The 20,222-nt window shown below is 31.4% G+C and carries 22 protein-coding genes; 20 read left to right on the top strand and 2 right to left on the bottom strand.

Annotated features, from left to right (window positions below; translation table 11 throughout):
- The coding region (locus tag CD129_RS13250; protein WP_218585269.1) for a LysR family transcriptional regulator at positions 1-669 on the bottom strand (669 nt) is incomplete at its 3' end.
- A 127-nt stretch (positions 670-796) separates the two neighbouring features.
- Here CD129_RS13250 and CD129_RS11195 point away from each other — a divergent pair.
- The 20 genes from CD129_RS11195 to CD129_RS11100 all read left to right on the top strand — a co-directional run bounded on the left by CD129_RS11195 (position 797) and on the right by CD129_RS11100 (position 19,594).
- A complete protein-coding gene (locus tag CD129_RS11195) occupies positions 797-1,837 on the top strand; it encodes a ketopantoate reductase family protein (RefSeq protein WP_115337841.1) in 1,041 nt (346 codons plus the stop codon).
- A complete protein-coding gene (locus tag CD129_RS11190) occupies positions 1,834-2,577 on the top strand; it encodes an acetoacetate decarboxylase (RefSeq protein WP_078357817.1) in 744 nt (247 codons plus the stop codon). The genes CD129_RS11195 and CD129_RS11190 overlap by 4 nt, the downstream gene beginning before the upstream one ends.
- A gap of 226 nt (positions 2,578-2,803) precedes the next feature.
- Positions 2,804-4,555 (top strand): purple acid phosphatase family protein, encoded by a 1,752-nt coding sequence (locus CD129_RS11185; protein ID WP_420870898.1) that lies wholly within the window; start codon positions 2,804-2,806, stop codon positions 4,553-4,555.
- Between the two features lie 97 nt (positions 4,556-4,652).
- Positions 4,653-5,318, top strand: a complete 666-nt coding sequence (locus CD129_RS11180) for a hypothetical protein (RefSeq protein WP_078357819.1) — start codon at positions 4,653-4,655, stop codon at positions 5,316-5,318.
- Positions 5,319-5,428: 110 nt separating this feature from the next.
- Entirely contained in the window at positions 5,429-6,415 is a 987-nt protein-coding gene (pta, locus tag CD129_RS11175) for a phosphate acetyltransferase (RefSeq protein WP_115337839.1), read from the top strand.
- 2 nt (positions 6,416-6,417) lie between these two features.
- Complete coding sequence (locus tag CD129_RS11170) at positions 6,418-7,257, top strand: lipoate--protein ligase family protein (RefSeq protein WP_107509405.1); 840 nt, start codon at positions 6,418-6,420, stop codon at positions 7,255-7,257.
- A gap of 78 nt (positions 7,258-7,335) precedes the next feature.
- Positions 7,336-7,662, top strand: coding sequence for a YuzB family protein (locus CD129_RS11165; protein ID WP_078357822.1), 327 nt, complete (start codon positions 7,336-7,338; stop codon positions 7,660-7,662).
- Between the two features lie 554 nt (positions 7,663-8,216).
- Positions 8,217-8,693: a GNAT family N-acetyltransferase gene (locus CD129_RS11160; protein ID WP_078357823.1), complete on the top strand. Its 477-nt coding sequence runs from the start codon at positions 8,217-8,219 to the stop codon at positions 8,691-8,693.
- A 13-nt stretch (positions 8,694-8,706) separates the two neighbouring features.
- Positions 8,707-9,468, top strand: a complete 762-nt coding sequence (locus CD129_RS11155) for a 2-keto-4-pentenoate hydratase (protein ID WP_107509404.1) — start codon at positions 8,707-8,709, stop codon at positions 9,466-9,468.
- A gap of 23 nt (positions 9,469-9,491) precedes the next feature.
- Positions 9,492-10,790 (top strand): HD domain-containing protein, encoded by a 1,299-nt coding sequence (locus CD129_RS11150; protein WP_078357825.1) that lies wholly within the window; start codon positions 9,492-9,494, stop codon positions 10,788-10,790.
- 68 nt (positions 10,791-10,858) lie between these two features.
- A complete protein-coding gene (locus CD129_RS11145) occupies positions 10,859-11,371 on the top strand; it encodes a YwhD family protein (protein ID WP_107509403.1) in 513 nt (170 codons plus the stop codon).
- A gap of 205 nt (positions 11,372-11,576) precedes the next feature.
- Positions 11,577-11,993, top strand: a complete 417-nt coding sequence (locus CD129_RS11140; RefSeq protein WP_107509402.1) for a YwiB family protein — start codon at positions 11,577-11,579, stop codon at positions 11,991-11,993.
- Positions 11,990-13,648, top strand: a complete 1,659-nt coding sequence (argS, locus tag CD129_RS11135; protein ID WP_115337838.1) for an arginine--tRNA ligase — start codon at positions 11,990-11,992, stop codon at positions 13,646-13,648. The genes CD129_RS11140 and argS overlap by 4 nt, the downstream gene beginning before the upstream one ends.
- 96 nt (positions 13,649-13,744) lie before the next feature.
- Complete coding sequence (locus tag CD129_RS11130) at positions 13,745-14,632, top strand: ABC transporter substrate-binding protein (protein ID WP_115337837.1); 888 nt, start codon at positions 13,745-13,747, stop codon at positions 14,630-14,632.
- A complete protein-coding gene (locus tag CD129_RS11125; protein WP_078357830.1) occupies positions 14,625-15,602 on the top strand; it encodes a FecCD family ABC transporter permease in 978 nt (325 codons plus the stop codon). Before CD129_RS11130 ends, CD129_RS11125 begins: the two co-directional genes overlap by 8 nt.
- Before the next feature lie 94 nt (positions 15,603-15,696).
- Positions 15,697-16,443, top strand: coding sequence for an HAD family hydrolase (locus tag CD129_RS11120; RefSeq protein WP_238418557.1), 747 nt, complete (start codon positions 15,697-15,699; stop codon positions 16,441-16,443).
- Entirely contained in the window at positions 16,440-17,219 is a 780-nt protein-coding gene (locus CD129_RS11115) for an alpha/beta fold hydrolase (RefSeq protein WP_115337836.1), read from the top strand. Before CD129_RS11120 ends, CD129_RS11115 begins: the two co-directional genes overlap by 4 nt.
- Positions 17,220-17,343: 124 nt before the next feature.
- On the top strand, positions 17,344-17,871 hold the full coding sequence (locus tag CD129_RS11110) for an SA0570 family protein (RefSeq protein ID WP_078357833.1): 528 nt from the start codon (positions 17,344-17,346) through the stop codon (positions 17,869-17,871).
- A 91-nt stretch (positions 17,872-17,962) separates the two neighbouring features.
- Positions 17,963-18,679 carry a hypothetical protein gene (locus CD129_RS11105; RefSeq protein WP_107509400.1) on the top strand — a complete coding sequence of 239 codons (717 nt, stop codon included), beginning with the start codon at positions 17,963-17,965 and terminating at the stop codon, positions 18,677-18,679.
- Between the two features lie 132 nt (positions 18,680-18,811).
- Complete coding sequence (locus CD129_RS11100) at positions 18,812-19,594, top strand: alpha/beta fold hydrolase (protein ID WP_078357835.1); 783 nt, start codon at positions 18,812-18,814, stop codon at positions 19,592-19,594.
- Between the two features lie 59 nt (positions 19,595-19,653).
- On the opposite strand, the gene sarA is transcribed toward CD129_RS11100, so the two are convergent.
- Positions 19,654-20,022 carry a global transcriptional regulator SarA gene (gene sarA, locus CD129_RS11095; protein WP_115337835.1) on the bottom strand — a complete coding sequence of 123 codons (369 nt, stop codon included), beginning with the start codon at positions 20,020-20,022 and terminating at the stop codon, positions 19,654-19,656.
- Between the last annotated feature and the right edge of the window lie 200 nt (positions 20,023-20,222).

Raw genomic sequence — 20,222 nt, 5'->3', positions numbered from 1 at the left:
GAATAAAGCATCATCAACATAATTGAAATTATGATATTTAATACCTTTTTCATAAAGTTTATTTTTAATAAATTGATTGTATTCTTTGTAATTAGAAATAAAGAGAAAATGTTTAAAATTATTTGCTTCATAAATATAATCTTTTGGTTCATAAGCATCATACTCTGGTGGCGTTACTAATACAATATCTTCTCTGTAGAGGAAGTCACACTGTATATCTGAGTGTTCAATTTTAAAAAATGAAATTGCAAAATCAGCCTCTTCAGACATTAATTTATTAATAATTGTATGATTATCTAACGTTTCGACATTAAATATTTCATCAGGATGATCTTTAGTAAAAGATAAAATAGGATCTGAAGTAAAACGATTACTTGATGTAATAATGTTAATGGTCTTTTCTTCATCAATTTTATTTTTTAACATACGCTCTTTTGCATAATCGATTTCTCCAAAAATTTTATTAACAGAACTTAAAAATATTTCGCCATTTTTCGTTAATTCTATTTGTCGTAATTTTCGTTCAAACAACTTAATATCTAATTCAACTTCTAAATTTTTAATCATTTTACTTAAAGCAGGTTGGCTAATGTATAGAAAATTAGCAGCCTTAGTGAAACTCATAAAATCTGCCACTGTTTTAAAGTATTTTAGCTGTAATAAATCCATTGTATACCTCCTCATATATAACTAATTGGTTATGTGTACATACCTATATATGTATTTTAAATTATTCTAACATAAGCGTAACATTGTAATTGAAATATACATTGGATATAAGCAAAGGAGAATATATATGAATATTGCAATATATGGAGCGGGTTCGTTAGGTACGATAATGGGAGCTTATTTATCACAATCTGCAGAAAACGTGGATTTAATTGATGTAAACGAAGAACATATTAATAAATTGAATGAAAATGGTGCAACTATAAAAGGGAGTATTGAATTTCATAGTAAAGTAAATGCAATTACTCCGGACAAAATAAATAAAAAATATGATTTAGTATTGTTATTAACTAAACAAATTTATAATAATGATGTATTACCTATTATAAAAAATATTTTAAATACAGATGGGATACTACTATCTTTACAAAATGGTGTGCCTGAACATTTTATCAGTGAAACCATTCCGAAAGAGCAAATTATAGCTGGATCTGTAGAATTTGGTGCAACATATGCTGAACCTGGTGTATCAAATCTGACTACTACTTATGACACATTCAAAGAATACGCATTACAAATTGGTGAATTAAATGGTTTTGTTACAGAGAGAATCAAGAATATTAAAGAAGTTTTAGAACATATAGGTGGTGTATTTGTTTCATCAAACTTGATCGGAACAAAGTGGTCTAAGTTGTTAATTAATAGTTCTTTTAGTGGTTTGTCTGCAGCATGTGGATGTACGTATGGCGATATAATGGATGATGAAGTTGGTATTCAATCAGCATTATATATTATCAGTGAAGGCATTCAAGTAGCTGAAAAACAAGGTATAGAATTTGAAATCATGTCTGGCGTTGATTTTACTCAATTTAAAATAATTGATAACATTGAAAAACAAACTAAAAAGTTGAAAATGATAATGGAATCAAACCGTAAATTGGAAGCAAGTATGTTACAAGACTTACAAAAAGGTAGAAAAACAGAAATTCACTATATTAACGGTTTAGTTGCACGAGAAGGAGATAACATCGATATACCTACACCATATAATGATAAAATTGTAGAAATCGTATCAGAAGCGGAAAATAAAAAGACAGTTCCGCAATTTAGTGAAAGTATTGCAGAATTCGCTAAAATAATTGAGCAGAAAAAGGAGCTTTTAATATGAGAAAAGAAGAAGTTAAAAATATCTCAGCTACACCATTGAATGCACCGGTATTTCCTGCAACTGACATGTATTTTAAAGATAGAGAATTTTTGAATATCGTTTATGAAACAGATATGGAAATGCTCAAAGAAATTGTTCCAGAACCACTTACAGTTACGAGTAATTTAATAAAGTTTGAAGTCATTAATATGCCTGACAGTACAGGATTAGGTTCTTATATGGAAGCTGGACACGTTATTCCAGTAGAATATAATGGTGAAGCAGGCGAATTCTATCTTTCTATGTATGTAAATAACCAAGCAGCAATCGCATCAGGTAGAGAAGTTGCCGCTTTTCCTAAAAAAGCAGGTACGCCTAATTTATATGTAGACAACGACGTACTAGTTGGCACTTTGGACTACAACTCATTAAGAGTAGCTCAAGCTACTATGGGATATAAATATTATCGTATGGATGATGAAGAAGCTAAGTCAATCATAACAACACCACAATTTATGTTGAAACAGATGAGACACTACGATGGATCACTTTTAATGAGTGAATTAACACGCAGCCAAATAACGGATGTAAAAGTGAAAGAAGCATATAGAGGTCCTGCAAGATTACAACTTTTTGAACATGTAATGGCACCTTTAGCTGACTTTCCAGTAAAAAAAGTAGTAGATGCCCAGCACATCATTGTAGATATGAGATTAGGACAACCGAGTCAAATGTATAATTACTTAAATGATAATAATTAAAATAGAGTATATTAGGGAGCCTAGGACATGTATGTCCTAGACTCCTCTTTATGTATTATTTAAAATTTCATTAATAAAACATTTATAATATCTTTACAAAGGGTTAACCTACAGTTGATACACTTCCTAATGTAATGCATTTTAAATCACAAGGGTTAATTAGGAGGAAGTGTACATGTATAATCAGTCAGTAACAAAACGATTCTTAAGTGGAACTGCTTGTTTGATGTTATTATTAGGCGTTTCTGCAAATGAAACGGTAGAAGCGAGTGGGTCTGGAAATCCGGGAGTTAATACATCTGAAACAACAGCTAACACAAGTGATTCTGAAATTAAAGTGACATCCCAAAAGCCTCAGGTAGCACCAGTTCCTAAGAAAAACCAACCTAACCGTATCATTACTAATTTTAACGGTGATACTAAATCAGAAATGGCATTTAATTGGTATACTACAGATCAGTTTAAAGATGCAAAAGTATGGGTTTCTGAAACTGGTAATTTTGATGATGCACGTTCTTTTGATGCTAAATCTAAAAAAGTAAATTCGAAATATGTTGAACGAGATAAGAATGGAAACTTTATCTTTGCAGATCTAGAAAAAGATGATGAAGGTGAACCTGTTAAAGATAAGAATGGTAAAGAAAAAGTTAAAGGTTATTACACTGATAAAAATGCCAAAGGACCTGAATGGACACGTGGTGATAAACACGGGAAATCAGAATTAACGACAGTACCAGAATATAGCTATAAAGCTGAAGCAAATAATTTAAAACCAAATACTACATATTATTATCGCGTAGGTAGTGCAAATGGTCCTCAAAGTGAAGTAGGTCAATTTAAAACATCTGGAAACAAAGATGATCACTTCCAATTCGTTCAATATACAGATACACAAAATGCATACTGGAATGAACATGTAAGAAATGAAGCTCAGTTTGGTGCTGATACTCTAAGCAATGCCATTAAAACAGCTGGCAATCCAAACTTTGCACTTCATACAGGAGACTTTGTTGAGACTGCTCAAATTGAAGATGAGTGGCGTGATTTATATGATCAATCACGCCCATCCTTTATGTCATTACCAATCGCTTCTGCACCTGGTAACCATGATGAATACGCCTTAAGTGAAGAAGATGAGAAACTTTTAACTACTTATAACGATCATGTAAATGTTCCGAAAGAAAATAATGCAGTGAATGGTGGATCGTATTATTCATTTGATTATAACGGTGCGCATATGGTTGTAGCTAATACGAATGATAATAAAAAATCAAAAGATAACCCAGAAGAGAAAGCTATTGGGAAAGAGCAAATGGAATGGATTAAGCAAGATATTAAAGATGCGAAGAAAAATGGTGCTAAATGGGTTATTTTAAACCTTCATAAACCGATGTATTCTAAATCTTATCATGCTTTATCAGATGAAGATGTCGCTAAAATACGTGATGAGCTGACTAAACAAATTGATGATTTAGATGTTGATTTAGTACTTCAAGGTCATGATCATGTACTTTCACGTACAAAACCACTTGAACATACTGGAACAAAAAATAGTTTTGTAAATGCTAAAAAAGAAGATGCTAAACAAATACGTGGTAAAGATAATGTAGCATATTACGATAATCCTAAAGGTTCAGTTTATGTGTTACCTAATACTGGTGGAACTAAAGCGTATGATAGTATTTATGACCGTCCATTAGAACATATTAAAAAGGTAAGACCTGAATTAAAAGACTTAACACAAGAGCAATTAGATCATTACAATAGTCTGTTTGCTTTAGGTGAACAACCTCATAAAACAGATGCATTTAATAATAGTCATGAAAACAACCGCGACTCATCAGACCAGAACTTCTCAGTTTATGACGTATCAGGAGACGAATTGGTTGTTAAAATATATCAACTACATGGAGATATTAGTAAAGGCGAACAGAGACAAGTTAAATTAGTAGATGAATTTGGTATTAAAAAGAACTAAAAATAATTTTTAAAGTTAAATAAACATGTATATTAGACGTCTCCTTCAAGCAATATTATGTGGAGACGTCTATTTGTAAATAGAAGGAGAGATTATCTTGCAACATAAGTTCAAATGCTTAAGTGCTTTTATAATTTTAATTTGCTTAGTAAGTGGATGTAGTAATGACTCAACAACAAAGAAAGAAACACAACAAAAATCAGAAACCAAACAAGCAAAAGCTGAAGAAATACAAGTTTCAGATAAAGAAAAAGATGAATTAAAAGAAAAATTATTAATCTATGCAGATCAGTATGGTAAAGACAAAGGAATGGCAATATCTAATCGCTATTTTAGTAGCAGTGATCACACACAAGGTGATGGATATGCTTTGACAGAAGACGGAGAATTACAAATTACAAATCATAATAAGCCTGGAAAAAAAGCATTCAAAGTACATAATATAGTTGGGATATCAGCATATTATTCTAAAAACAATGTAAAAGGTATCGATAAACAAGCGCAAGATTTAACGAATATCCAAGGTTATAATGAAGTAGCGGATATGAACAAGCCAATTACTAAATATTTATTTGCTGATAACGGAAAAGTATATCAGTATGAATTCACTCAGAACGAAGATGTCACTTTATCTACAGGATTTGCCGATAAAGATTATAATGGTAAAGATCCTAACTTAAAACCAAATGTCGCTTTTACTGAAGTTAAAGATAAAGATATAGTTCAAAAATGGAAAAAGTTGTTGTCAAAATATAAATCATAAATTTGTGTATTTTTATAAAATTAATTCATAGTTCGGATACGTGAAAATTTATGAAAAAATGTTATAATTATGAATGGGAAAATTAAAGCAATCATATATAGGAGGCAATTATGTCTAATTTACTTAATGTCCTAAGCGACAAACTATCAGGTAAGAATGTTCGTATCGTATTACCAGAAGGTGACGATGCTCGTGTATTAACAGCAGCTGTTAAATTACAAGCTACTGATTTGGTTGCACCGATCGTACTTGGTAACGAAGAAGCAATTAAAGAAACAGCAGCGGGTGCTAATTTATCAATCGATGGACTTACAATTATTAACCCTGAAAAAAGCGAATTAAAAGCTGATTTAGTAGAAAAATTTGTTGAACGCCGTAAAGGTAAAGCAACAGTAGAACAAGCTGAAGAATTATTAAACAATGTAAATTACTTCGGAACAATGTTAGTTTATACTAATCAAGCAGATGGACTAGTAAGTGGTGCTGCGCATTCTACAGCGGATACTGTACGTCCAGCATTACAAATCATTAAAACTAAACTAGGCGTTACTAAAACATCAGGTGTATTCTTCATGACTAAAGGTGAAGAACAGTATGTGTTTGGTGATTGCGCAATTAACCCAGAATTAAATGCTCAAGACTTAGCTGAAATTGCAATTGAAAGTGCTAAGACTGCTCAAGCATTCGGTATGTCTCCAAGAGTAGCAATGCTAAGCTTCTCAACTAAAGGTTCAGCGAAATCACCTGATACTGAAAAAGTATCTGAAGCGGTATCGATTGCTCAAGAAAACTTGAAAGAAACAGACTTAAAAGATGTAGTATTAGATGGCGAATTCCAATTTGATGCAGCAATCGTTCCAGAAGTAGCTGCTAAAAAAGCGCCAAATTCTGAAATTCAAGGTGATGCAAATGTATTTATCTTCCCTAGCTTAGAAGCGGGTAACATTGGATACAAAATTGCACAACGTTTAGGTGGATTTGATGCAGTTGGTCCTGTATTACAAGGCTTAAACGCACCTGTTAACGATTTATCACGTGGCTGTTCAGCAGAAGACGTATACAGTCTTTCAATTATTACAGCTGCTCAAACATTATAATCGTGGAAACTTTGAAAGATTATTTTACACAAGAATGGCGATACATTGACCACACTTCAGGACTGCAGCCAATGCAGTCCTTTAGTTTCGATGATACATTTTGTGATCAAGTTGGAAATGATAAAAGTCCAAGTGTAGTAAGAACATGGATACACAACCACGTCGTGATATTAGGCATACACGATTCTAGATTACCTTTTTTAAAAGATGGCATTGAATTTTTAAACAATATTAAAGGATACAGTGCAATCGTTCGAAATTCAGGTGGTTTAGGCGTTGTGTTAGACAAAGGTGTACTAAATATATCTTTGATTTTTAAAGGTAAACATGATGTATCCATTGATACGGGATATGAAGTGATGTTACGTCTCATACGTGAAATGTTTAAAGAAGAAACAAATGCTATTGAAAATAAAGAAATCTCTGCCTCATACTGTCCGGGTAGCTATGACTTAAGTATCAATAACAGAAAGTTTGCTGGTATATCACAACGAAGAGTTAGAGGTGGTATAGCAGTTCAAATATACTTATGTGTAGAAGGATCTGGTGCAGAACGTGCAAACATGATGAAAGAATTCTATCAACATGCATTAAAAAATGAAAAAACAAAATTTATCTATCCAACCATCATTCCTGAAAGTATGGCATCTATAAATGAATTATTAGATAAAGATTATACAACGAATGACATATTGTTCAAATTGTTAGGAAGTCTAAAAACATTAGGTGCAACATTAAATATGAATCCCGTCACAACAGAAGAATGGGAGCTATATGATAAATATTTTGAAAGAATGATTGAACGAAATGATAAAATGGTACGAAATATGGAAAAACAATAAAATGACATTCTCAAACAACTGTTAAGGTGGTATAATAATTTATTGCTAAACTAGAAATCGAGAAAGGTGGGGAAACAAATGCGAAATAAATTTCAAGTCTGCGATGATTGCCAAGCTGTTAATTTACCATCACTACTGAAAAAATTAAAAAAAATAGATCCAGAAGCCGAAGTAGAAGTAGCTTGCCAATCTTATTGTGGACCAGGCAGAAGAAAAACATTCGCATTCGTTAATAACCGCCCATGTGCCGCGTTAACAGAAGAAGAACTCATGGAGAAAATTCAAAAACAACTTCAAAAGAAACGCGATCCAGAAGAAGAAGAAAGATTGCGACTTAGAAATGAAGAACGAAAACGTCGACAAAAAGAAATAGATGAGAAGTTAAATAAGAAGTTGAATAAGTAGAATAGAAATTTATGAAGTGAAGTTTGGATTAAATCGGGTCAAAACGCACGAAGACTTCAAGCTCATTAAGCACATTTATACTAATCATAAAAGAATAACACCATATTTCTTGAGGCTGGGACAAATTAATTGTCCCAGCCTTTCATTGTTCAGTGTTGATTTTGAGGGTGTCTTAGATTAACGCCTGACTTAATCTACAACTCACCCCAACTCTTCGATTAACTCCATATTTAATCTACAACTCATCTCATTTTTTCAAAAAAAAATTATTTATGTCCCACTTTCTTTTATTTTTAAATATTTTATATGAATATTATTATTAAGAGTTAACTTACTTAACAAATTCTACATTTCTAAAGGGTTTTCGAGTATAATTAAGTGTTCTGAATATTATAGTTTTTAATATATAAATGATATAATTGCTTATAAGGTTAGATAGAAAGATATTTAAATGTGTACATTGTAATAATGGTATATAGGGAATAAATAAACATAGAATAATAGACATCATGGTCATATGCTTGATGTGAAAGGTAGATAAGGGAGAGATATTTATGGCAAATGTAAGAAAAGCAACGATAGAAGATTATTCTGGAATTAAAAATGTAGCATCTAAAGCTTGGTATGATACGTATACCAATATTTATACGGCTAGCACGGTGACGGCATTTTTAAATGCATCTTATTCTAAAGAGATGCTTCAGAAACGTATTAATGATTCTGATTTCTTTGTTGCAGAAGATGAAGAAAAGATTGTTGGTTTTGCGAACTTTATTAAAGGAACTGAGCTATATCTTTCTTCTCATTATGTTCTACCTGAAGCACAACGTGATGGTTATGGTAAAGCATTACTTTATGCTGGTCTAGACCAATATAAAGGTTTATACAAAGAAGTATACTTAGAAGTTGATGGTAAGAACGACATTGGTATTGCCTTTTATAAGAAAGAAGGTTTTGAAGTAATTCGTAAGTATGAAGAGTTATTGTTTGGAGATGCAATGAGCACAACACTTATGAAAAAAACTTTTTAGGAGGTCGTTTGTAATGGAACAATCACTTAATAAATGGGTTTCTCAATTTTATGAAGCTTATGAAAATAAAAAAATTATTCCAAATGGTATTTTGCCTTCGAATATTACTGAACATGCAGCTTATGATATTCAAGAAGGTGTCTTGCAACGTAAGGAAGAAACAGAAGTTCATAAAGGATATAAAATTAGTTTAACGAGCCAAGAAACAAGAGATATCTTTTCTTCAACGACACCTTTATACGGTGCGATGGGTGAAACGACTATTTTTGGTCCACGTATTTATTTAAATGATTTAAACGAACCTTTAGCAGAGTTGGAATTGGTCTTTATTGTTCAAGAAGAATTGACTGAAGAAGATAGTTTAGAAGATATTATGCGTAAGTGCCTTATTGCACCAGGAGTCGAAATACCGGATTCTCGATTTAGCAATTGGTTTCCTAATTTAACAGTTAACGAAATTATTGCAGATAGTGCAGTAAGTGGTGGCGTCATTTATGGTGATCCTAAGCAATTAACATACGAAGACATTGATAACATAAAAGGGACTTTATCATTAGATGGTAAAGAGCTTGCATCTGGATATAGTACAGAAGTAGAAGGTCATCCAGCTAAAGCTGTTAAATGGCTCATTTCTAATATTAAAGAATATAATCGTTCTTTAACACCTGGTATGTTTGTCTCAAGTGGAACATTTATTTTGCCTAAAACACTCACTAAAGGTGCGTATAAAGCAACTTATGAACATGTTGGTGAAATCGAATTTACAGTAGAGTAAAGATGAGAAATGGAGGGAACAAAGTGACAGAAGAAGCTTATGGAACGAAAAAGCTACCTGAAGAGAAAGTTTTCAAAGATCCTGTTCATCGTTATATACATGTTAGTGATCAATTAATTTGGGATCTTATTAAAACAAAAGAATTTCAACGCCTAAGAAGAATCAAACAACTCGGAACATTATATTTATCCTTCCATACAGCTGAGCATAGTCGCTTTGGCCATTCTTTAGGTGTTTACGAAATCGTAAGACGAATGGTGGATGAAGTGTTTGATGGAAGAGCACCTTGGGATAATAAAGATAGACCACTTGCATTATGTGCTGCTTTATTACATGACTTAGGTCACGGCCCTTTTTCTCATTGTTTCGAAAAAATATTTTTAACTGATCATGAAGCATTTACACAGTTGATAATTAAAGGTGATACAGAAGTTAATGAAGTGTTGAGAAGAGTGTCACCTGATTTCCCAACTGAAGTAGCTGAAGTTATAAATAAAACACATGAAAATAAGTTAGTGATTTCCATGATTTCTTCTCAAATAGATGCAGACAGAATGGATTATTTACAAAGGGATGCTTATTTTACAGGTGTTAGCTACGGACAATTTGATATGGAGCGTGTATTACGTTTAATGCGCCCTTCAAAAGATGAAGTACTTATTAAAGAAAGTGGTATGCATGCTGTTGAAAATTTCTTGATGAGTCGTTATCAAATGTACTGGCAAATATATTTTCATCCAGTAAGCCGTGGTGGAGAAGTATTGCTTAATAGATGTTTCAAACGTGCTAAAGTACTTTATGATCAAGGTTATTCATTTAAAGAAGAGCCTAAATATTTAATTCCATTCTTTGAAGGTGAAGTTTCTATTGAAGACTATATACGATTAGATGAGACAGTCGTAATGTATTATTTAGAAGAATGGACTGAAGAAGCAGATCAAATTTTGAGTGATTTAAGTAAACGATTTGTGAATCGTGATTTATTTAAATATTTACCATTTGATGGATCGATTATTACGATTGGTGAATTGACAGACCTATTTGAAAAGGGTGGAATTGACCCAGAGTATTATTTTGTGTGTGATTCATTTTCTGACTTACCATACGACTATGATCGTCCTGGATCAAATCGACAACCGATACATTTATTACAAAAGTCAGGCCACATTAAAGAGATTAGTAGTCAATCAGTCATAATTCACAGTATTACAGGAATTAAACGACTTGATTATAAATTGTATTATCCAAAAGAATTGATATTAGAAATGGAAGATGAAAATATTAAAGGTGATATCATTAATTTATTAAATGAACTCGTATAGATTACAATCTTGAATGTCTATCTAATACTCTAGTATGATGTAAGCAAGAATTAAATGAGGTGAAACAATTGGCTGAAAAAAAAGGATTTCAATTTAATATAATAAAAAATGATCCATTAGATGGACATAAAGGCACAAATATTGGTTCAATCAGTTTAGATAACGTTGCACCTGTGTTCGTTGATGTAACAGAGCAAAGTGCTTTTATAGATGTTGGCGCAATGCACGCAAGAGCAGAAGTGGAAAAGCGTGTAAAATGGGTTAAAGATATAGAAGAAGTTAAAGGTGAAGAAGCTAAAGAATATTGGCTTTGTTGGGTTACAACAGAACGTGGTGAACAAGGACCCTATTATGCAGGGTTAACGGGTTGTTACTTAATGGTTAACAAACCTAAAAAGCGTGGATATAAAAGTATGCCAGAGCATGTTAATATGATGGATAAATCTATGAAGCATCATATTAAAATTGACCAAATTGGTGATGAAAATAGAATCGTACTTAAAAATTTCCTTCAAGAGCATAGTGAAGAAATGTGGAATAACAGTAGTGAGGAATTAAAATCATCACTTGATACGGATTAAATATGTCTATTTTGTGACTTAATTGTGAAATATAACAATTCAAGTAAATTGCTATTGTCTTTTCACAATTTCATAAGTAAAATAGTTGATAGCTACTATAGCTAGGACACTAAAAAAAGCAGGCGCTTTTAGCCCTGCTTTTTTTAATTTTATTTGTCAAATATGCTATAATGATATACGTTCTTATACGATGAGGTGGCCAACTATGGAAGAGAATATTAACATTAATATTAAACAAGTTGTGAAACAAAATGGCGATAAATCAACGTTTCAAACAAAAACATCCGGTACATATCATAGAAGAAATAGTGATATTATTAGATATGAAGAAACGATTGATAACCAAATAGTAAAAAATATGCTTAAAATAGATGATGATGGTGTGAAAATTCACCGTACTGGCACAGTTAAAACAGTGTTTCACTTTGTCGAAGGACATGAAACAATTAGTTATTATGATACTGAAGCCGGACGTATGACAATGACTGTCAAAACACTATCAATTAAACATTATATAGATGATAATAAGGGTAAACTCAGGATACATTATCAATTAAGTGACCACACAGGATTACTCGGGACATATCAATTTCAAATTAATTTTAAGGAGATAAATGAATGAATATTATTAACCAAGTTAAAGAAACGTTAATTGAAGAAATCAAAGCAAGCATATTAAAAGCCGAACTTGTTGAATCAGTTCCAGAAATTAAAATAGAATCACCTAAAGACCCTGCTAATGGAGATTACTCTTCTAACATCGCAATGGTATTAACTAAGCTTGCACGTAAAAATCCTCGTGAAATAGCGAACCAAATCGTGGATAACTTAGATACGACTAAAGCAAATGTTAAGAAAGTTGATATTGCTGGCCCAGGTTTTATTAATTTTTATTTAGATCAACAATATTTAACTGATATTATCAAATCAGCACTAACTAAAGGTGAAGCATTTGGTAAATCAGAAGAACGTAAGAATGAAAGTATCATAGTAGAATACGTTTCAGCAAATCCAACTGGAGATTTACATATTGGACATGCAAGAAATGCTGCTGTTGGTGATACATTATCAAACGTCTTAAATGCTGCTGGTTATGATGTGACACGTGAATATTATATAAACGATGCAGGTAAACAAATTGAGAATTTAGCTCATTCAATAGAAGCGCGATATAACCAAGCTTTAGGACAAGATACTGAATTACCTGAAGATGGTTATTACGGAAAAGATATCATCGCAATTGGTAAAGATTTAGCTGAGAAGCAACCTGAAATTAAGGATCAACCAGAAGATGTTCGTATTAAAACTTTCCGTCAACTTGGTTTAGATTATGAAATGGTTAAATTAAAACAAGATTTAGCTGATTTTAATATCCATTTTGATAATTGGTTTAGTGAAACTTCTTTATATGAAACAAACAAAATTACAGCAGTATTAAATAAAATGACTGAGCTAGGTTTCACATATGAACAAGATGGCGCAACTTGGTTAAAAACGACTGAGTTTGGTGATGATAAAGACCGCGTATTGATTAAACAAGATGGTACGTACACTTATTTCTTACCAGATATTGCGTATCACTATGATAAAGTTGAACGTGGTTATGACAAACTGATCAACTTATTTGGTGCAGATCACCACGGCTATATTAATCGTTTAAAAGCTTCTTTAGAAACATTCGGAGTAGATTCAAAACGTCTTGAAATACAAATTATGCAAATGGTAAGATTGTTACAAGATGGTGTTGAAGTGAAGATGAGTAAACGTACTGGGAATGCCATCACATTACGAGACATAATGGATGAAGTGGGTATTGATGCAGCACGTTACTTCTTAACAATGCGTAGTCCAGATACACACTTTGATTTTGATATGGAACTTGCGAAGAAAGAATCACAAGATAATCCAGTTTATTATGTACAATATGCACATGCTCGTATATCTTCAATTATTCGTCAAGCTAATGAAAAAGATATAACGATTGATCAAAATGTTGATTTATCATCAATTACACATGAAAAAGCTTATGATTTATTGAAGAAAATTGCTGAATTTGAACCTACGATAGTTTCTGCTGCTGAATCTCGCAGTCCACATCGTATCACGAACTATATTCAAGATTTAGCTGCACAATTCCATAAATTCTATAATGCAGAAAAAGTATTAACTGATGATTTAGATAAGACGAAAGCACATTTAGCTTTAATTGAAGCGGCACGTATTACATTGCGTAATGCTTTAGCTTTAATTGGCGTTTCAGCTCCAGAATCTATGTAATTAAATAAAATGTTTTAATTGAGGTGCAGCTCAATCTTATTTGAGCTGTGCCTTTTTGTGTACCATTTTTTAATAAACATGCTGAGGAGAGAAGTTATGAAAAGACTGAATGTAATTTATTTAATTTTAGCGGCTTTGATTGTGCTATCAGGTTGCCAAAGTGGGAATTCTGATAGTAATAAAGAAACGAAGCAAGAATCAACGGATAAAAAAGAAGATAAGCGTATCGTGTCGTTGATTCCAAGCAACACAGAGATATTATATGAATTAGGACTTGGGGATAAAGTAGTTGGGGTATCAACAGTCGATGATTATCCTAAAGATGTTAAAAATAAAAAGAAATTCGATGCTTTTAAATTGGATACAGAAGCTTTATTAAAAGCAAAACCTGATTTAATTTTAGCGCATGAATCTAATCAATCTACTCAAGAAAAAGATTTGAAAAAATTGAGTGATGCAGGTGTTAAAGTGGTTTATATTGATGATGCAAATTCAATTAATGAAATGTATGAAACGTTTAAACAAGTTGGTAAAGTTACAGGTAAAGAACGAGAAGCTAATCAACTCGTTCGTAAAGTTAAAAGTGAAATAAACAATGTTATTATAGAAGTCCCTAAAGAACAACAAGGTAAAAAGGTCTTTATGGAAATATCTTCTCAGCCCGATATTTATACTTCAGGATCGAATACATTTTATGATGATATGTTAAATTCTATAAAAGCAGAAAACATCTATCATGACCAAGAAGGATGGATAAAAACAGATAAAGAAAGCATTTTAAAAAGGAATCCGGATGTGATGATTACGACAAGCGGACAAAATGAAGATGAATATCAGAAATTAAATAACAATAGAGATGGCTTTGAGCAAGTTAAGGCTGTTAAAGAGAAACATGTTCATGCTTTAAATGCAGATGTGATTTCAAGACCAGGTCCTAGACTTGCTAAAGGGTTAAAAGAACTTTCAGATAAAGTTTATGACTAAAAATATAAAAATCTATAAACTGCTTACATTATGGTTTCTCGTTCTATTGTTAGCTATTGTTATTTCATTGTTTGTTGGCTCAACTGGTATAACATGGAAATTTGAAAATCAACTAGATTGGACAATATTTTATAAGCTAAGAGTACCTAGAACTTTGTTAGCATTAATTGCTGGTATGGGACTTGTATTAAGTGGTCAAATATACCAAACGATATTAAATAATCCATTGGCAGATAGTTTTACATTAGGTTTAGCAAGCGGTGCAACATTTGGTAGTGCATTAGCTGTATTCTTAGGTGTTTCGATATGGTTTGTACCATTATTTTCTATATTTTTTAGTTTGTTAACACTTATTATAGTTGTATTAATTACAGAAACGATGGTTAAGACATTTCACGTAGCGACCATGATCTTATCTGGTATATTTATAGGAGCATTTTTCAGTTCAGCACTTTATATATTATTGTTACTTAAGCCAAATAAAGTGAATAGTATGGTCTCTTATATGTTCGGAAGTGTATCGTCGGCTGAGACAATAACTGTAGAAATTACAGGAGGCGTTACACTCATTTGTATTATATTTTTATTTGCAATGAGTCATTTTATTAAAATTATTCAATTAGGTGATGACAAAGCGATAACACTTGGTGTCAATGTTCGAGTAGTTTCATGGTGTTGTTTATTAATAGCAGCAATCATGACGGCGGTCATTATTAGCTTTACAGGTATTATTGGATTTATAGGTATGATTGTTCCTCAAGTAGTTCGTAGAGTTTATAAAGTGTCTGTCCGTATTCAAATGATATTAAATCTACTAATAGGTGGGTCTTTATTACTTATTGCAGATACAGTTGGAAGAGTGATTATAAGCCCGATACAAATACCTGTTGGAATTGTCTTATCAATCATCGCAATTCCAATCATGATGTACTTAATGATTACTGAACAACGAAAAAAAGAAAAAGGTTAAACGCGCATTTATAATATAAACTTAAATTAGCGTTACTGCACCAGTCCTTTAGAGCTGTATACAAAGGATTGGTGTTTTCTATTGAAGAATTGTATTGCTTTCTTTATGGAATAGTTTAAAATGTTTCTATGAAAGGGATGATGACATGTGTTCGTGTGATATTCAAGCGATTATTTTTGATTTGGAAGATACGCTTGTTGATCGTGAGAAATCACGAATGAAATTTTTGGAAGAACAATTTGAACGATTTCATGAATTGATGGTTACAGTCCAAAGACGTGATTTTGAAAAGGTATATTTAACATTGAATCCCTATGGGTTAGAAGATATTGAATGGGTATATCAAGAATTAGTTAAAAAATTAAATATAGAAAGAATTTCTTGGAAAACGTTTTATAATGATTATAAGATGCATCATTATAGATATCATTTTCCTTTTCATGATACATTGTTTGTTTTAGAAAAATTAAGAAACATGGGTTATAAGTTAGGTGTAGTGACGAACGGTAAAAGCGAAGATATCACACATGTTATGAATGCAATTGGGATATATCCATATATACATTATGTTTCAACGTCTGATGAAGTTGGCGTTAGAAAGCCAGATCCTGTAATATTTGAAGATATTATGAAGCATCTAGGTGTTACTGCCAAGAATGCTATTTATGTTGGCGATTGTCCTTTAAATGATATTGCTGCAGCCCACGCCATGGGTATGATTACTGTATGGATGGCTAATTCTGTATTAGGTACACCTGAAGAGGATGAATTAGATTATACGATTGAAAGTTTAAGCGATTTAATAGAAGTTTGTACAAAAATCGAAAGAGGTGATGCATGATGAAATTATTTTTAACTAAAGAAAATGTTGCGATTCATTATAAAACGAAAGGTAATGGATATCCTGTTATTTTACTGCATGGTGTTTTTCAAGATATGGAAGTATTTACACCGATCATTAAAAAATTGAGCAAACAATACCAAGTGATTTCCATTGATTTAAGAGGTCATGGACTAAGTGATACCCTTAGTGATAGTCGAGTAGATGATTATATTTCAGATATACAACAATTGATTAAAGCATTATTTATTGATTCTGCTTATGTAATTGGTTTAGAACTTGGAGCTACTATTGCAACAGGTTTAACATATAAAAATCCTAGTCTTATAAATGGTATGGTATTGATTAATCCAACCGATAATCATACGACATTTCCAGATAATCGTATTTACGATAGACATGCTGACGAAATCAGAACAATGACTGAACAAGAGAGAGAAAAATATTTATTAAGATTTAGATATAAAAATATAAAACAAGCTAAAAAGTTTGTTAAATCTCACATGCCATCTAATGATTTACAAACAATGGAAGAAGAAATTGCGATTAAGCGCTCGTTTAAAGATTTTGACATTGTCTCATTATTATCAGAGATTAGGGTAAGGACACTGATTATATCTGGATTGTATGATGGAAAGATATTATATAGTGAAGGTAAACGAGTTGCTGAATTATTACCTAATGCTGAATTTAAGCTATTTGAAGAATCAGGAGAGCTACCTTTTGTAGAAGAAAATGAAAAGTTTATAAAAGTACTTAATGAATTTTTAGATTAAATTACGGCGCGTTAATGCATTTGTTACATGTTTGTAACAAAAGTGGTCATTTTGTAATGTGTGTGTTATAATATACTCAGTTAAATGCATAGCATATAAGTCATAGACTGAAGGAGAACCTCATATGAAAAAATGTCTCTTAATTATAGCGATGGTACTTATGGTATTACCATTTTCAACTTTTGCTGAGGCAAATGCTGCAACTGATAAACAATTAAATATTAATGATGATAATGTACAATCTTATAAAGACGGTACGGTTGCAATTGAAGGTATTAAAATTGGAGATAAAATTTCTAAAATTAAATCAAAGTATCCTAACGTAATGTTTTCATACTCTGATGATAGTAATGGCAGAGAGAATTATTATGAATTTGATAGTGCAAATGGGCATATGATTATTACTGCAAAAGTCCACGATGGTAAAGAAACTGTGAAACGAATTACAATGATTTACGACGATTTAACAAATGTGAATCTGAAATCACTTGTTTCAGTGCTAGGTGATAATACAACTAAACGTGTACAAAATAATCAATATACTGGTGGTTATGCTTACGTGAATAACGATCAAGCGCACTTCCAACTTTCAAAAGCAACTCCGAAAAGTAAACAATTTAAAGTATATCGTATTGATTTAGGTAAATACTAAATAAATGATGAATATAATCCCCCATTATGTAATAACATATTGCATAATGGGGGATTAATTTATACAATATTAGAATGAAGGTGGTGTATATATGCGTCCAAACAATGAAGTATTGCTGGAAAATGTGAACGACTATTTACAACATGTCGGAATTTTACCTAAACAAATTGATAAAGTGCAGCATTCATTAAAGAAAGATATGAAAAAGTCTGATGAGAAAGACATAGACTATGCTGAATATAGACATAAATCACATGCGGAAATTCTTCAAATTGTAGAACGAAATATCGTGATAGTGAACTATAATCCTATTCTTTTCTATATACTTAACTTCTTATTAATGGCATATTTATTTGATAAAAAATTAATTCCATTTAGTGCTGTAACGGGATTATATATATTCTATTTTGTAGTTATCCTTTCAATTTCACTTGTTATATATATAATCATTAAGAAACACAGTTATTTATATCCTAATCAAAAGCTCATGATGACGAATATACTGCTATTTAGTATTGGTATTATTTTATGCATTTTAAAAATATTCGGCTTATCATTAGGCATGTATGTTATACCAATAGCTGTCTTTCAAGCTATTTTTGTGGTTGGCGTCCTGCTTGTTGTTGTGTCATTATTTTTGAAAAAGCTTGAAGTGGCTGCAATGGGTTTGGCAGTAATACAGAAAACAATTGCTGCTGTAACTACTAATGAAATGGCAATCATGATTACAACATTTGGTAGTTGGTTGATTATTTTATTTATAATCTTATATTTTGTAATGATATATTCAACAAGAAAATATGTATAATAAAAATGCAGAAAATGATTAGTCGACCACAATCATTTTCTGCATTTTTGTTTATGGTATTAAATTAATATTATAAGTGTGAAAAATTGTAAAAGGGGTATATTATTACTGTAAAGTAGGGAGGTACAGATTATGGGAGAATTAATAGCAAGGGATGGGACTCATATAGTATATGAGAAGCACGGTAACGGTAAACCACTTATTATGTTACATGCATTAAGTATGAATTTAGCTACATTTCATTCAACGGTACAACTTCTGAAAGATCAATATACAACTTATACAATGGATTCAAGAGGGCACGGTAAATCTGAAAAGCCACAATCATTTTCTATACAAAATCATATCGATGATATTATAGACTTAATGGATTCTGAGGGAATTGAATCAGCTTATATTTTGGGGCATGATATGGGTGGCGTTATAGCACAAGAATTTGCTAATCAACATCCAGAAAAAGTTGAAAAGTTAGTAATTGTATCGTCAATATCTAATCAAGGTAAACAACCATTTATTAAATTAATCGCTAAACATAGAGATATAGTAGCAGGGTTTAGTAAAGAAGAAGCGATGTTAATTCTGTTTAATGAAATATTTCATGATACGAACTCAACATTTAAATGGTATCAAGAAGTGAAAAAATATTATCGCATGTCGGCTGAAGAAGATGCAATATCAGTTAGGTCTATAAATGGAATCAATATAAAAGTAGATAATATAAACATACCTACACTTATTGTGAAAGGCAAATACGATCCTTTTGATATAGATAATGTAACTGAAAATATTAAAAGTGCACAAATAGAAATATTTGAACATTCAGGTCACGCACCATTTATCGAGGAAAGCGAAAAATTCAAAAAAGTTGTTTCTAAATTTTTGAATCAAAACGTAAGAGATAAGCAAGTAATATAAACAGATTAAGAGCTGAGACAATTAATTTGTCCCAGCCCTTAATCTGTTTTGTTTATATATTAATCGTTTATTTCAGTCTTTGCGATTTCTTTATCAATTTTTTCAAGAACTTCTGATATAGATTTGCGTTGCTTTTTATTAACTAAAATTAAAACTGTACGTTCATCGTATTCATTTCTTCTTTTACTAAAGTAATCGTGTTGTGATAGGTTTTTAACAGCTTTTACAATTTGTGGCTGTTTATAGTTTAATTTATTAATGATTTTTTTCAAATGATATTCTTCTTCATCTGTTTCATTAATATAAGTTAAAACTGCGAATTCTTCAAAGCTAAGTGAAAAATCCTTCTTAATGATAGATTTTAATTTGTCCACATAAGTAACAAGTGCTAATAAATCTGAACAATTTTCTATTTTAGAAATTGCCATTTTGAATCCCCCTAGATAGTGAGTATTTTGCTCCAATGATTGAAAAAATACAATATAGCGTGAAGGCTTGTCTAATCAATTTGAAAGCGTTTTTAATTTTTTAATTCATAATTTCCGTTTATCAATTATTTACTTATTTTAGCCTAAATATAAGTGTATGTAAACTAATAAGAGTAGGATTTAATTAAATAATAATATAA

The organism is Mammaliicoccus fleurettii (assembly GCF_003970575.1).
Lineage (GTDB): Bacteria > Bacillota > Bacilli > Staphylococcales > Staphylococcaceae > Mammaliicoccus > Mammaliicoccus fleurettii.
The sequence above is the reverse complement of the archived record's forward strand: the minus strand, read 5'-3'. Positions and strand labels throughout refer to the sequence as shown.